Source organism: Marinobacter litoralis (genome assembly GCF_016427555.1).
In the GTDB taxonomy this organism is placed as follows: Bacteria; Pseudomonadota; Gammaproteobacteria; order Pseudomonadales; family Oleiphilaceae; genus Marinobacter; species Marinobacter litoralis_A.
Genome location: NZ_JAELVS010000001.1, coordinates 1,252,908 through 1,267,220 on the forward strand (window position 1 = coordinate 1,252,908; position 14,313 = coordinate 1,267,220).

Consider the following 14,313-nt stretch of genomic DNA (forward strand, 5'->3'; position numbering starts at 1 on the left):
TTAAACCGAACTAAGGAGACCGTATGTTGATCAGGAAGCCGCTCGTTATCGCTTGTCTGGCCGTGGCACCCATGGTGCAAGCACAGGAAAGTGAAAACTGGGAAGGCGAGGCAGAGTTGGGCGTGTTGATGACGTCAGGCAACACCGACGAAACCAAGGTAAACGGCCGCCTGGGCCTGATCAACGAACAGGAATTCTGGCGCAACAGCGGTGAGTTCAGCACCAAGTACACCGAAGCAGACGACGAAACCACCGCTGAAGAATACCGTGCCGCACTGGAAACCAATTACAAGTTCGACGAGCAGCAGTACTGGTTCCTGCGTGGCAACTGGGAAGACGATCGTTTCTCCGGATACGAGTTTGAATCGTCGGTCACCACCGGTTACGGAAACCGGGTGTGGCGAGCCGGTGAGCGCTCCTTTCTCGATCTTTCCGCGGGTGCCGGTTATCGCTATAACAAACGCATGGAAGTTGATCCGGATACCGGACGCGACGTGGAAGAAGACGCCATTGCGCGGCTAGCTGCCCAGTTCGACTACGGATTGTCCGAAAACTCTCTGTTCCGGCAGAAGCTGAGCACGGAAATCGGTCTGGATGACAACAACACCATTTCCAAATCGGAAACCTCGTTGCAAAGCTCCATCATGAACAATCTGTCCATGAAGGTTGCGTACCGGGTCAAGCACGTATCGGATGCGCCTGATGATTCGGAAAGCACCGACACCGAATTGGCGGTATCACTGCTCTACGGTTTCTAAGCGAAGCTAACCGTGTGCTCATAAAAAAGGGGCAGAGAGTTGTAAAGCTCTCTGCCCCTTTTGCGTTTAACACTGGGCTTAAACGTTGTTTCGCAAACCCAGCTCGTCCGGGTAGGGAGTGAGGTATTTCTGGGTACTTAAATAGTCCACAGGCTCCCGGCGCTGAGCCAGACGCAACAGCGTCATCGGCACCACCAAAGGCACTTCCTCCCGGTGATAGGCCTCAATCTGCTCCAGCAGCACGGCTTTGTCGGCGGCGCTCATATCATCTTTCAGATAACCCAACAGGTGGTTCATGGCATTCACATGGGCGCCGCGGCTGACGCGCTGAGTCATGGCTTCCATAAAACCGTGAATGTAGCGCTCGGCAATGTCTTCCAAAGGTTCGGATTTCAAATCGGCCAGCATGGGGCCCAACTGGCGGTAAATTTTCTCGGAATGAGCCAGCAGCGCAAATTTATAGCGCCTGTGGAAATCCTGCAGGGATTGTTTGGTGAGCTTGTCGCCGGCCACGTTCAGCATCCAGTCGTCGTAGGCAAACACCCTTTCAATGAAGTTTTCCCGCAGAACGTTGTCGTTCAATCGGCCTTCTTCTTCAACCGGCATCAACGGGTACGCTCTCATCAGCGCCTCGGCAAACAAGCCCCGGCCATCCCGGTTCATTACCTTGCCATCGGCGTCGTGAATTTTAATGCGCTCCATGCCGCAGCTGGGTGATTTTGCCATCAGAATATAGCCGCGCAGATCGGCCAGCGACGGCATCACCTGCTGGATAAAGTCGGCCATGGCCTCGGTGTGGTCGGCAGTGCCTTTGTTATCGGTCAGGCGCAATTCGCCGTCTTTTTCGCGCAGGTGAATGGCCGGGCGGGGCACGCCCAAGCCAGCTTCCAGCTCTGGGCAGATAGAGCGAAAATCAAAGTGCTGCGACAGCACTTGTGTGCAATAACGGGAATGCTTGTGGCCGCCATCGTAGCGAACTTCTTTGCCAAGCAGGCAAGTGCTGATGCCAACAGGAATATTGCTCACTAAATGCTCCTTGTGGGTCGCCTGTGATCGATACTGAAACATACGTCTCTACAGTGTAAGCCGATCAACCGGAACTTCCACTATCCGCAGTCCGTTGCGGGGATCATTTATGCAACTGCCACACGAAGCGCTTTACGCCATTGCCTTCCGGATCAGACTTTTCTGCTGCTCAGCAAAGTCCTCGATCAATGTGCGAACTTTGGCGGTGTCTCGTGCCAGCACCGCGGGTTGCAGCTCGGTAAAAAAGCGGAGAGTGTGGGTCAGCCCCTGTCGGTAGCGCTGGGCGCTCAAGTAGTAAGTGCGACTGACCGCCGGTTTGAAGTTGGACAGGGATTCCGTGAGGTAGGGATTGTTGACCACTGCACAGGCTGCTTCCATAACGCCAAAGCTGGCTTCCACAACGGCTGTGATGTCTGCACCGGGTTCATTGACGGTGGCAAGAATACGGTTAACAGCCTCCATGACCATCGGCTTATCGTCTTCTTCCCAGCGTTCGCACAAGCGGGTGGCGAGCATGATCAGCAGATGCATGTAAACATCGTAAAGCTCGGCGGCGTATTCCGCGTTGATCTGAGTGGCAGACGCGCCCTTGCGTGGGGTAATTTCAACCAGATGCCAGCGTTCGAGGGTGTACAGGGCTTCTTTCACTGACGCCCGGCTTACCTTGAGTTCGGTTGCCAGATTGGCTTCCTGAATGCGCTGGCCCGGTTGAATTTGCCCCGTCATGATGCGTTCGGCCATATAACCGGCAATCTGTTCGGCCAGAGTGTTCGGCGCTTGAAAGTCCATGATTGATAACTCTTTAAATCGGGTAACGAAGCCTGCTGAGGCTAACGACCGTGCAGTTTATCATATCCAGGTAATGGTACGTGGGGCCTTGAAAAACCACCGTCTGCACGCATATAAAGCGGTTCAAGTCTGAACCAGATTGGGATGACCCATTATGCCAAAGCATTTCGAACAGGCCGTTGGCCTCCATGACGCACCGGTTCCTGAAACCGAAGGTTACGTGTTCAACCAAACCATGCTGCGGATTAAAGATCCCGAGCGTTCTCTGGATTTCTATTCCCGAGTTATGGGAATGCGTTTGGTGCGTAAACTGGACTTCCCGGAAATGAAGTTCACGCTGTATTTTCTGGCGTATCTGGACGATGCCGAAGCCGAGCGAGTACCCGCCGATGACGGTCACCGGACCACATACACCTTCGGCCGCGAAGCCATGCTGGAGCTGACCCACAACTGGGGCACCGAAGACGATGCCGATTTCGGGTACCACAACGGTAACGACGAGCCGCAAGGCTTTGGCCATATCGGTGTGGCTGTTCCGGATGTTTACAGCGCCTGTGAACGTTTCGAGCAGCTGGGTGTCGAGTTCGTGAAACGGCCAGACGACGGCAAGATGAAGGGGCTGGCGTTCATCAAAGACCCGGATGGCTACTGGATTGAAATCCTGCAGCCCAACATGCTGGAAAAACAGCGTAAGGGTAACTAAGTTTTACGCCCTTCTGAGCGCCGGAATCAACCGTCCTGGTTGGTTCCGGACAAGCGGTTGCTGCGTGAAGCAACAATCACCGCTACTACCAATACGATGGCACCGGCCACCCCTACCGTCCCCAGCATTTCCCCCAGAATAAGCCACGCCAGCAGCGCCACAAACAAAGGCTCCAGCGTAACCACAATGCTCGATAGTGTCGCCGGTGTGCTTTTGATACCGGTAAAAAACATCAGGTAGCCGATACCGGTGGGTACCAACCCGATGTAACACACCATCAACCAGTGCTTCAGAGCCATGCTTTCCAGCGTTGCAAAGCCGCCGGTGAACAGCACCACCGGCAGCAGCAACAGCGCAGCGGTGAGAAAGCAGATGAAGGCTGTGGTGAAGGCGGGCGTGCCCACCGAATTATAACGGCTGGTGAGTGTGAACCCGGTGTACACCGCCGCCGCCAACAACGACATCAAAATGCCCGCAAGCCGAAGAGTGCCGGTGGTATCAATATCACCCACCACCAGCATGCCGGTGCCCAAAAGCGCGCCCAGAGCAGCAATCCAGGTGGTCAGAGTGGGCCGCTCGCCCAACATTGGGGCAGCCAGTATGGCCACGAAAACAGGAGGCAGGCAGAGTGAAATTAACGTGGCAATACCCGCACCGGACAGATCCACCGCAACCAGATAGCTGCCCTGATACAGGGCTTGAAACAGCCCCAAAGCGGTTAATGGCAGAAGTGCTTTCCAGCTGAGTGAGCGCAACGAATATTGCGCCGCATTCCCGCCGGGATTGGCCCGGCGAAGCTGGCGTTGTTCCCGCCGCATTAATACCCAGAAAAACGGCAACGCCACCAGCAAGCGTAAGAAGGCGAGGGTGAGGGGCGGAAGGTCCGACCCGCCAAACAGAAATTTCGCCACAATGCTGGTGGTCGCCCAAAGCAGGGCCGCCAGTGCAATTAAAAGAACGCCTCGAATCATAAAGCTGGCCAAGCACAGAGAATTAACCGAGCAGACTAACAGTGGCAGGCAGGGTTCGCCATAGGCGAATAGCAGGGGGCGGAGCGCCCCCTGGAACGGGTTATTTCACCGCGAGGCGTTGGGCATTCTTCTCAACGGTGCGGGCGCCAATACCTTTTACATTGGCCAGATCTTCAACCGATGCAAACGGGCCGTTCGCTTCGCGGTACGCCACAATGGCTTCGGCTTTGCTCTCGCCAATGCCGTTCAGGGCAGACAGAGTGGCCACATCGGCGGCATTGATGTTGATCGCGGTCGGTTCATTGGCATAAACAAAACCGGTCGCCAGGCTGAACAACAGAACAAGGGCAGCGAAAAAAGACGTGTGTTTCATGGGTGATTCCTGATTGTAAGGGTTCTTTTTATCGATCAATCAGGTGAGACAACCCAGAGGTTGTTGGAACTGCAAAGTGGCTGGTGTTTCGTGGAATCAAAAGCGAGGAAAGCAGGCTGGCTAATGCACGGAAGAGGACACACTCCCTGTGCCCCCGAAATTCCGTGGCTGACCCCTGCCTGATCCGTCAGGCTGTGCATCATCCTGAGCACGTCATCCCTGGTTCATCCCTGTACGCCCTGATCCTTCGGGCAACTCTCATATCCTTGAGTTTCCATCCCTGAGCCAACGTCCGTGCCGGCTTGTCATTCCTGACAACATCGATTCTACGCCGGGCCCGTTTATTAAGAATCGGACATCATCCACCCAGCGTGTGCGATATCTCCTACAAGCTTGTGCGTTTCACGGTGAATTGAGATTCATTGTTTGAGACGCACCACAGTGGCGCGCGCTCCCATCGCGAGCACCAAAATCAGGCCTCGAATCCGAAGCAGCGGGGCTCAATCCTTGAATCTGATGAGCTGAATTATATGCAACCTTTTGTTTTTTAATGGTTTTCATGTGGGTTGGAACGGTCGGTGCAAAGGCTGAGTACGTTAAACGACTCAATACCCAACGAAAAGGACGTGCACCATGAGCCTGAAAAAAAACGTAAAGCTTGGCCTGTCTGCCTTGGCACTGTCGGTTTCCTTCCACGCGATGGCAGCGGAAGACCCCATCAAAGTGGGGGTGCTGCATTCTTTGTCCGGCACCATGGCGATCAGTGAAACAGCACTCAAAGACACCATGCTGATGTTGATCGAAAAACAGAATGAGGCGGGTGGTGTACTGGGGCGCAAGCTGGAGCCCGTCGTGGTTGACCCTGCGTCTAACTGGCCGCTGTTTGCCGAGAAAGCCCGTGAGCTTCTCGAAAAAGAAGAAGTGGATGTCATCTTCGGCAACTGGACCTCGGTATCCCGCAAATCCGTACTGCCGGTGATCGAAGAACTGAACGGCCTGCTGTTCTACCCGGTTCAGTACGAAGGTGAAGAATCCTCAGAAAACGTGTTCTACACCGGTGCAGCGCCCAACCAACAGGCGATTCCCGCGGTGGACTACCTGATGAACGACATCGGCGTGGAACGCTGGGTATTGGCGGGCACCGATTACGTGTACCCCCGCACCACCAATAAAGTGCTCGAAACCTATCTGAAAGACAAAGGTGTGGCGGCCAGCGACATCATGATCAACTACACGCCGTTTGGTCATTCCGATTGGCAGTCCATCGTTTCCGACATCAAAAAGTTCGGCAGCGCCGGTAAGAAAACCGCCGTGGTTTCCACCATTAACGGCGACGCCAACGTGCCGTTCTACCGCGAACTGGGCAACCAGGGCATTTCCGCATCGGACATTCCGGTGGTGGCCTTCTCGGTGGGTGAGCAGGAGCTGGCGGGTATCGACACCGGCCCTCTGGTTGGTCACCTCGCCGCCTGGAACTACTTCATGAGCGTAGACACCGACGCCAACTACGACTTCATCGACGCCTGGGTGGAATTCAAAGGTGACGAAGCGGCTGTCACCAACGACCCGATGGAAGCCCACTACATTGGTTTCAACATGTACGTTGAAGCCGTGGAGAAAGCCGGTACCGCCGACGTAGACGCGGTTAAAGACGCCATCATCGGCGTGAGCGTACCTAACCTCACCGGCGGCTACGCCACCATGATGCCGAACCACCACATCACCAAACCGGTGCTGATTGGCGAGATTCAGGACAACGGCCAGTTCTCGGTAGTGTGGGAAACCCCGTCTACCGTTGCCGGCGATGCCTGGTCTGATTTCCTGCCGGGTTCAAAAGACCTGATCAGTGATTGGCGCGCACCGCTGCGCTGCGGCAACTTCAACGTAGTCACCGGCACCTGTGGCAGCTCCGCAGATGTAGCCGCCAAGTAAAACGTTTAACCGGGCAGGCTTTTAGGCTTGCCCGGCATTTCGAACTTCATTTCATCGCCAACAGGAATGAATCATGAGCATCTTTCGATTGCTCGCCGGGCTGATCTTTGTCTGGTGCATCACTCTGGGGCCGTCGCTGGCGACCGCCCAGGTACAGGACGACGCAGCGCAAGCACTGTTGCAACGGCTCGTAGAAGCCAGCAACGCCGAGCGCACTGCGGTTCTGAAACAAATTTCCGAAAGCGGTGACGAGCGTGCCCGGGGATGGCTGGAAGCCTTCTCGGCAGGCAAGCTCGCCACGGTTAAAGAGAGCGGCACCACGGTGGTCGTTCTGAACAATGTGGGCCGAAACTGGACGGTTGCCAGCGCCCTGAACGGGGAAGAGCTAGGCAAAGTGTCCCGCCGGGCTTTGGCTACCGTTCGCGTAAACAACTCATTGCGCAGCGAGGTAGAAGGCCTGCTCGCCGTGATCGACCTGACCGCCGCCAACCCGGACGTTCGGCTAGCGGCAGCCCGGGACTTACTGGGTGAAGTCGATGGCGCATTGGTAGCCCAAATTGAACAGCGTGCGCAGGTAGACGACAACTCCGCCGTGCGCGACATGCTCGCCACGGCTTTGGCCATTCACCGGCTGGAGCAGGGCGACGTAAGCGCGGTTGAAACTTTGTCGGGCAGTTTGAATGCCAAGGCACGGGCGGCGTTGAACAACGCCAGCAACAGTGACGACCCGGCGCTCGCCGCAGCCGCAGCGCAAGCGCTCGAAAGCATAGAACAAAAGCTGAAGATGAACCGCGCCGCCGAAACCTTGTACTTCGGCCTGTCCCTCGGTTCGGTACTGGTACTGGCGGCGATTGGTCTGGCCATCACATTTGGCGTGATGGGAGTGATCAACATGGCCCACGGCGAACTGATCATGCTTGGTGCTTACACCACCTGGGGCATGCAGCAGTTATTCCCCGGCCAGCCCGGTTTGGCGTTGATTCTGTCGATTCCGGCCGGCTTTTTGGTGGCGGCGCTGGCGGGCATCGCCATTGAACGCAGCGTTATTCAATACCTCAAAGGCCGCCCGCTCGAAACCTTGTTGGCCACCTTCGGCATCAGTCTGATTCTGCAACAGCTGGTGCGCACTCTGGTGTCGCCGCTGAACCGCTCGGTGGTCACGCCGGACTGGATGAGCGGCTCGATCATGATCAACGAAGCCCTGTCACTCACCCTGAACCGCCTCTACGTCATTGGCTTTGCTCTGGTGGTGTTCGCGGGGCTGATGCTGATCATGCGCAAAACCCGCCTCGGCCTTGAGGTGCGCGCTGTTACCCAAAACCGCGCCATGGCCCGCTCCATGGGCATCAAAGCCACCAAAGTAGACATTCTCACTTTTGCCTTGGGCTCCGGCGTTGCGGGCCTGGCCGGTGTGGCGCTGTCGCAGATCACCAACGTGGGGCCGAACCTGGGCCAGAACTACATCATCGATTCGTTCATGGTGGTGGTGTTCGGCGGTGTCGGCAATCTCTGGGGCACCTTGGTGGCCGGGCTCACGCTGGGCACCATCAATCAGGTTCTGGAACCTTGGGCTGGCGCGGTACTGGCCAAGATCATGGTGTTGGTCATGATCATCCTGTTCATTCAAAAACGGCCGAAGGGGCTCTTCCCCCAGAAAGGCCGGGCCGCGGAGGGCTGAGTTATGGCTTCATCACAAACCTGGCTGTTCCGGCCGTTTCAGGAACGTTCCACCCAGATTTTCCTTGGCGTGTTGTTCAGCGCCTTGGTACTGGTCACTTTTCTGCACCTGTTCATGCCACAAGACAGCGCGCTGCATGTCAGCGCCTACACCGTAACCTTGCTGGGCAAGTATTTGTGTTACGCCCTGCTGGCGGTGGCGGTCGATTTGGTGTGGGGATACCTCGGTATTCTCAGTTTGGGTCACGGTGCCTTCTTTGCCCTCGGCGGTTACGCCATGGGCATGTACCTGATGCGCCAAATCGGCGATCGCGGCACCTACGGCGACCCGCTGTTGCCGGACTTCATGGTGTTCCTGAACTGGCAGGAGCTGCCTTGGTACTGGCTCGGCTTCGACATGGCCTGGTTCGCCTTCATCATGGTGCTGCTGGCACCCGGCCTGTTGGCGTTGGTGTTCGGCTTCCTGGCTTTTCGCTCCCGCGTCACCGGCGTGTACCTGTCGATCATCACCCAGGCGCTGACCTTCGCCCTGATGCTGGCGTTCTTCCGCAACGAAATGGGCTTTGGTGGCAACAACGGCCTGACCGACTTCCGCGACATTCTCGGCTTTAACCTGCGTAGCGACGCGACACGGCTCGGGCTGTTCATTGCTACCGGTGTGGCGCTGGCCATCGGCTATGTGATTTGCCGCGGCATTGTCACCAGCAAATTGGGCCGGGTCAGCATCGCCTGCCGGGATGCCGAAGCACGCACCCGATTCCTGGGCTATCGGGTAGAGCGGGTGCAGCTGTTCGTATTCGTGGTATCCGCCATGCTGGCGGGTGTGGCCGGGGCCTTGTATGTACCGCAAGTGGGCATCATCAACCCCAGTGAATTCTCGCCGTTGTTCTCTATCGAAATTGTGGTGTGGGTGGCCTTGGGTGGCCGCGCAACCCTCTATGGGGCCGTCATTGGCGCCATTTTGGTGAACTACGCCAAAACCGTGTTCACCGGCGTGATGCCAGATGCCTGGTTGTTCGCCCTTGGTGCCTTGTTCGTGCTGGTTACCGTGTTCCTGCCTAAAGGCATTGCCGGCTTGCTACAAAAAGACCGGAAAGCCAACGCCAATGACGACGCGCCAGCTGCACAGGAGGCCACCGCATGAGCATGTTCGAGCAACTGACCAACCGAGAGCGGGTGTTCGAATTTCTGGAGCCCGCCCAATCCCCGGTAGACGTGCGCCACGGCCCGATTCTGTATATGGAAGATGTGAATGTGAGCTTCGATGGCTTCCATGCCATCAACAACCTCAACCTTACCATCGACGACGGCGAACTGCGCTGCATCATCGGCCCCAACGGCGCCGGGAAAACCACCATGATGGACATCATCACCGGTAAAACTCGCCCGGATAACGGCTCGGTATGGTTTGGCAGCCGCCACAACCTGCTGACTATGAACGAGCCGGAAATCGCCAGTTTGGGCATCGGCCGCAAGTTCCAGAAACCGACGGTGTTTGAAGCCCTCACCGTGTTCGAAAACCTCGAGTTGGCGATGGCCACCAACAAAGGCATCTGGCCTACACTCACCGCCATCCTGAAGCCGGAGCACCGGGACCGCATTGGCGAGGTACTGGAAACCATCAAGCTGGAACCCCTGTGCAACAAACCCGCAGGCATTCTTTCCCACGGCCAGAAACAGTGGCTGGAGATCGGCATGCTGCTGATGCAAAAACCACGGCTGCTGCTGGTGGATGAGCCGGTGGCGGGCATGACCGAACAGGAAATGGAACGCACCGCCGAACTGCTTACCAGCCTGGCCGGTAAACAGTCGGTTGTGGTGGTGGAACACGACATGGGTTTTGTGCGCTCCATCGCCCGCAAAGTCACCGTGCTGCACCAAGGCAGCGTGCTGGCGGAAGGCACCATGGACCAGGTGTCGAACGACCCGGAAGTGATCAAAGTGTACCTGGGGGAAGAGGCCTAATGCTCAAGATCGAGAAACTCAACCAATACTACGGCGAAAGCCACACCCTCTGGGATCTGGAACTCGACATCCCCCAAGGTCAATGCACCTGCGTGATGGGGCGCAACGGCGTGGGTAAAACCACGCTGATGAAATGCATCATGGGGGAAGAAAGCGTCAAGAGCGGCAACATGGCGCTGGCGGGCGAGGTAGAGCTCACCCAAAAGAAAATCGAAGACCGCTCCCGCCTGGGCATCGGCTACGTGCCCCAAGGCCGGCAGATTTTTCCGCTGCTTACTGTAGAAGAAAACCTGCGCACGGGCCTGGCGGTCCGCAAAGACGGCAGCAAAAAAATCCCCGAGCGCATCTACGAGCTGTTCCCGGTGCTCAAGGAAATGAAACACCGCCGCGGCGGCGATCTTTCCGGTGGCCAGCAACAGCAACTGGCCATCGGCCGGGCGCTGGTGATCGAACCGAAACTGCTGATCCTCGACGAGCCGGGTGAGGGCATACAGCCCAACATCGTGGCCCAGATTGGCGAGGTGATTCGCAAACTGATCGAAGAAGATGGCCTGACGGTACTGCTGGTGGAACAGAAACTCCCGTTCGCCCGCAAATACGCAGACCGCTTCGCCATCCTGGACCGGGGCCGGCGAGTCGCAGAGGGTGAGATCGCAGGTTTGAGCGACGAGCTGATCAAGAAACACCTGACCGTATGACCGCGTACCAACCCATCGCGACCCATAGCTCTGGCCACCGGTTCGATACCGAACGGCGCTGGGCGGCCTCGTTGTCCCTCGGCTTCGAATCCCGAAGCGAGGGCGGGGCCGAGCCCGTCACCCGCATGGTGCGCCGCAAGCACACCGGCCCGTTGCGGGTACAGCGCCCGTTCTATCCGGAAGGCAAACACGGTTGCTGCCACGTGTACCTGCTGCACCCGCCTGGTGGCTTGGTGAGCGGCGACGAACTGCGCATCGAAGCCACCGTGGCTGAAGGCGGTCACACCCTGCTGACCACCCCGGCCGCCGCCAAACTCTACAAAGCCGACAGCCACGGCGTGGCTTGGGCGCAGCACACCCGATTGCAAGTGGCGAAAGCCGCAATCCTGGAATACCTGCCTCAGGAAACCATCGCCTTTGACGGCTCCCGGGGCGAACAGACCACCACCATCGAACTCGAAAGCGGGGCCAAAACCCTCGGCTGGGAAGTGCTCGCCCTCGGCCGCCCGGCCAGCGAACTGCCCTTCGCCACCGGCGCGCTGGAACAACGCTTTCACCTGAGCCTCGATGGCAAACCTTTATGGCTGGAACGCCAGTTACTGGACCCAACCCATCGCCGGTTCACCGGTCACTGGGGGCAGGGCGGTGCCACCGTGCAGGCAACCCTCTGGGCCGTAGGCCTGAGCGACGAAGCGGCCGCCATCGAAGCCCTCAGAGAACAACTTCCGGACCACAACCGCTGGGCCGTTACCCGCCGCGGAGGCGTGCTGCTACTGCGCTACCTCGGCACCGAACGCAACGAAGCCTGGGCCCTGTGCGAACAAGCCTGGCACCTGCTGCGGCCCATGCTCACCGGCTTACCGGCCCATACACCCAGAATTTGGCTCACCTGAAGCCCAACAAATAACAACGGAACACGTTATGGAACTCACCCCCAGAGACAAAGACAAACTGCTGCTGTTCACCGCCGCCCTGCTGGCCGAACGCCGCAAAGCCAAAGGCCTGAAACTGAACTACCCCGAAGCCATCGCCCTGATCAGCGCCGAAATCATGGAAGGCGCCCGCGAAGGCCGCACCGTAGCCGAACTCATGAGCGCCGGCACCGAAATCCTCACCCGTGAAGACGTGATGGACGGCATCGCCGACATGATCCACGAAGTACAAGTGGAAGCCACCTTCCCGGACGGCACCAAGCTGGTCACCGTCCACAATCCAATAGTGTAAGGAGCTCGATATGACCCCCGGTGAATTCCAAATCCGCGACGGCGACATCGAACTCTGCGCCGGCCGCGAACGCATCACACTAGACGTCGCCAACACCGGCGACCGCCCGGTACAAATCGGCTCCCACTACCATTTCGCCGAAGCCAACCCCGCACTCAACTTCGACCGCGCCAAAGCCCGCGGCCTTCGGCTGGATGTTGCCGCCGGCACCGCCATCCGCTTCGAACCCGGCCAAACCCGCTCCGTCACCCTGATTCCGTTCGTTGGAAAGCGGGAAATCTACGGCTTCCGGGGTGAAGTCATGGGGAGTTTGGATTCTAGGAACTAAGTCTGAGGACCGTCGGGGGTTGCCCTTCCGGGAATGTGCGGAGGCATGGATGCCGGAGAACAAGCGCCACATGGATGTGCCGCAAGGAGCGTTTCCCGGAAGGGCAACCCCCGACGGGCCCAGCACCAAGGTTAAAGCGAGAAAAACATGAAAATAAGCAGACAAGCCTACGCCGACATGTACGGCCCCACAGTAGGCGACCGCGTGCGCCTAGGCGACACCGAACTGTGGATCGAAGTAGAACAAGACCACACCCACTACGGCGACGAAGTAAAATTCGGCGGCGGCAAAGTCATCCGCGACGGCATGGGCCAAAGCCAGCGTGCAGACGATGCCGTCATGGACACCGTCATCACCAATGCTTTGATCCTCGATTGGTGGGGCATCGTCAAAGCCGACGTAGGCATTCAAAAAGGCCGCATTGCCGCCATCGGCAAAGCCGGCAACCCCGACACCCAGCCAGACGTCACCATCGTCATCGGCCCCGGCACCGAAATCATCGCCGGCGAAGGTAAAATCCTCACCGCCGGTGGCATCGACCCCCACATCCACTTCATCTGCCCCCAACAGGTAGAAGAAGCCCTGATGAGCGGCATCACCACCATGCTCGGCGGCGGCACCGGCCCCGCCACCGGCACCAATGCCACCACCTGTACACCCGGTGCCTGGCACATGGGCAAAATGCTGCAAGCCGTTGATAGCCTGCCCGTGAACATCGGCTTTCTGGGCAAAGGCAACGCCAGCCTGCCCGAAGGGCTCGAAGAGCAAATCAAAGCCGGGGCCATCGGCCTCAAACTGCACGAAGACTGGGGCACCAGCCCGGCCAGCATCGACAACTGCCTGACCGTGGCAGACCAATACGACATCCAGGTGGCCATCCACACCGACACCCTGAACGAATCCGGTTTTGTGGAAGACACCCTCGCCGCGTTTAAAGGCCGCTGCATCCACACCTTCCACACCGAAGGCGCGGGTGGCGGCCATGCACCCGACATCATCACCGCCTGCTCCAAGGATTACGTACTGCCGTCGTCCACCAACCCGACCCGGCCCTACACCGTAAACACCGTGGACGAACACCTCGACATGCTGATGGTGTGCCACCACCTGGACCCGAACATTCCCGAAGACGTGGCCTTCGCCGACTCCCGCATCCGCCGGGAAACCATCGCCGCCGAAGACATCCTGCACGATATCGGCGTGATCTCCATGATCTCCTCAGACTCCCAGGCCATGGGCCGGGTAGGCGAAGTGGTGTGCCGCACCTGGCAAACCGCCCACAAAATGAAAGTGCAGCGCGGCCTGCTGCCGGAAGACCAGGAACGAGGCGCCGACAACTTCCGCGCCAAACGCTACATCGCCAAATACACCATCAACTCTGCCATCACCCACGGCATCGCCCACGAAGTTGGCTCGGTGGAAGTGGGCAAACTGGCGGACTTGGTGCTGTGGAGCCCCGCATTCTTCGGCGTGAAGCCGGCCACCATCCTCAAAGGCGGGATGATCGCGGCCGCCCCCATGGGTGACCCGAACGCCTCGATTCCCACACCCCAACCGGTGCACTACCGCCCTATGTTCGGCGCCTTCGGCAAAGCCGCCAGTGCCACCCGCCTGACCTTCGTCAGCCAGGCCGCGCTGGACGCCAACATTGGTGAAGAACTGGGATTGGACAGCCCCTTGTCCGCCTGCAAAGGCGTGCGGAGTGTTCGCAAAAAAGACATGAAACTGAACGACGCGTGCCCGCACATCACCGTGGACCCGCAAACCTACGAAGTACACGCAGACGGCGAACTGCTCACCTGTGAGCCCGCCACCGAACTGCCCCTGGCCCAGCGCTACCATCTTTTTTGAGCCGGGAATTGGAGAACC

Annotated in this window: 15 protein-coding genes; 11 read left to right on the forward strand and 4 right to left on the reverse strand. The window is 58.2% G+C overall.

From position 1 onward, the window contains the following. Positions 1–23 precede the first annotated feature (23 nt). Positions 24–758 carry a YdiY family protein gene (locus JAO79_RS05740; protein ID WP_199006153.1) on the forward strand — a complete coding sequence of 245 codons (735 nt, stop codon included), beginning with the start codon at positions 24–26 and terminating at the stop codon, positions 756–758. 78 nt (positions 759–836) lie between these two features. On the opposite strand, the gene JAO79_RS05745 is transcribed toward JAO79_RS05740, so the two are convergent. Together JAO79_RS05745 and JAO79_RS05750 are read right to left on the reverse strand one after the other, a co-directional pair. Beyond that, entirely contained in the window at positions 837–1,784 is a 948-nt protein-coding gene (locus JAO79_RS05745; protein ID WP_199006154.1) for a YbgA family protein, read from the reverse strand. A gap of 132 nt (positions 1,785–1,916) precedes the next feature. Further along, complete coding sequence (locus JAO79_RS05750; protein ID WP_199006155.1) at positions 1,917–2,573, reverse strand: GntR family transcriptional regulator; 657 nt, start codon at positions 2,571–2,573, stop codon at positions 1,917–1,919. Between the two features lie 154 nt (positions 2,574–2,727). Here JAO79_RS05750 and gloA point away from each other — a divergent pair, with 154 nt between their 5' ends. Next, positions 2,728–3,276, forward strand: coding sequence for a lactoylglutathione lyase (gene gloA, locus JAO79_RS05755; protein ID WP_199006156.1), 549 nt, complete (start codon positions 2,728–2,730; stop codon positions 3,274–3,276). Positions 3,277–3,302: 26 nt separating this feature from the next. Here the strand turns inward: gloA and JAO79_RS05760 are convergent, their stop codons facing one another. Both JAO79_RS05760 and JAO79_RS05765 read right to left on the reverse strand, forming a co-directional pair. Beyond that, positions 3,303–4,247, reverse strand: coding sequence for a DMT family transporter (locus JAO79_RS05760; protein WP_199006157.1), 945 nt, complete (start codon positions 4,245–4,247; stop codon positions 3,303–3,305). A gap of 100 nt (positions 4,248–4,347) precedes the next feature. Next, a complete protein-coding gene (locus JAO79_RS05765) occupies positions 4,348–4,620 on the reverse strand; it encodes a ComEA family DNA-binding protein (RefSeq protein WP_199006158.1) in 273 nt (90 codons plus the stop codon). A 633-nt stretch (positions 4,621–5,253) separates the two neighbouring features. Between JAO79_RS05765 and urtA the strand changes: the two genes are divergently transcribed. The 9 genes from urtA (at position 5,254) to ureC (ending at position 14,295) form a co-directional block, all read left to right on the forward strand. After that, the gene (urtA, locus tag JAO79_RS05770; protein ID WP_199006159.1) at positions 5,254–6,552 is read left to right on the forward strand and encodes an urea ABC transporter substrate-binding protein; all 1,299 of its coding nucleotides are present in this window, start codon (positions 5,254–5,256) and stop codon (positions 6,550–6,552) included. Between the two features lie 73 nt (positions 6,553–6,625). Next, a complete protein-coding gene (gene urtB / locus JAO79_RS05775; protein ID WP_199006160.1) occupies positions 6,626–8,230 on the forward strand; it encodes an urea ABC transporter permease subunit UrtB in 1,605 nt (534 codons plus the stop codon). Between the two features lie 3 nt (positions 8,231–8,233). Next, complete coding sequence (urtC, locus tag JAO79_RS05780) at positions 8,234–9,373, forward strand: urea ABC transporter permease subunit UrtC (protein ID WP_199006161.1); 1,140 nt, start codon at positions 8,234–8,236, stop codon at positions 9,371–9,373. After that, positions 9,370–10,194, forward strand: a complete 825-nt coding sequence (gene urtD, locus JAO79_RS05785) for an urea ABC transporter ATP-binding protein UrtD (RefSeq protein ID WP_199006162.1) — start codon at positions 9,370–9,372, stop codon at positions 10,192–10,194. The genes urtC and urtD overlap by 4 nt, the downstream gene beginning before the upstream one ends. After that, entirely contained in the window at positions 10,194–10,892 is a 699-nt protein-coding gene (urtE, locus tag JAO79_RS05790; RefSeq protein WP_199006163.1) for an urea ABC transporter ATP-binding subunit UrtE, read from the forward strand. Before urtD ends, urtE begins: the two co-directional genes overlap by 1 nt. Further along, positions 10,889–11,785 (forward strand): urease accessory protein UreD, encoded by an 897-nt coding sequence (locus JAO79_RS05795; protein WP_199006164.1) that lies wholly within the window; start codon positions 10,889–10,891, stop codon positions 11,783–11,785. Before urtE ends, JAO79_RS05795 begins: the two co-directional genes overlap by 4 nt. A gap of 28 nt (positions 11,786–11,813) precedes the next feature. Then, a complete protein-coding gene (gene ureA / locus JAO79_RS05800; RefSeq protein WP_114334330.1) occupies positions 11,814–12,116 on the forward strand; it encodes an urease subunit gamma in 303 nt (100 codons plus the stop codon). A 10-nt stretch (positions 12,117–12,126) separates the two neighbouring features. Continuing rightward, on the forward strand, positions 12,127–12,444 hold the full coding sequence (locus tag JAO79_RS05805; protein WP_199006165.1) for an urease subunit beta: 318 nt from the start codon (positions 12,127–12,129) through the stop codon (positions 12,442–12,444). A 147-nt stretch (positions 12,445–12,591) separates the two neighbouring features. Then, positions 12,592–14,295 (forward strand): urease subunit alpha, encoded by a 1,704-nt coding sequence (ureC, locus tag JAO79_RS05810; RefSeq protein ID WP_199006166.1) that lies wholly within the window; start codon positions 12,592–12,594, stop codon positions 14,293–14,295. Positions 14,296–14,313 lie beyond the last annotated feature (18 nt).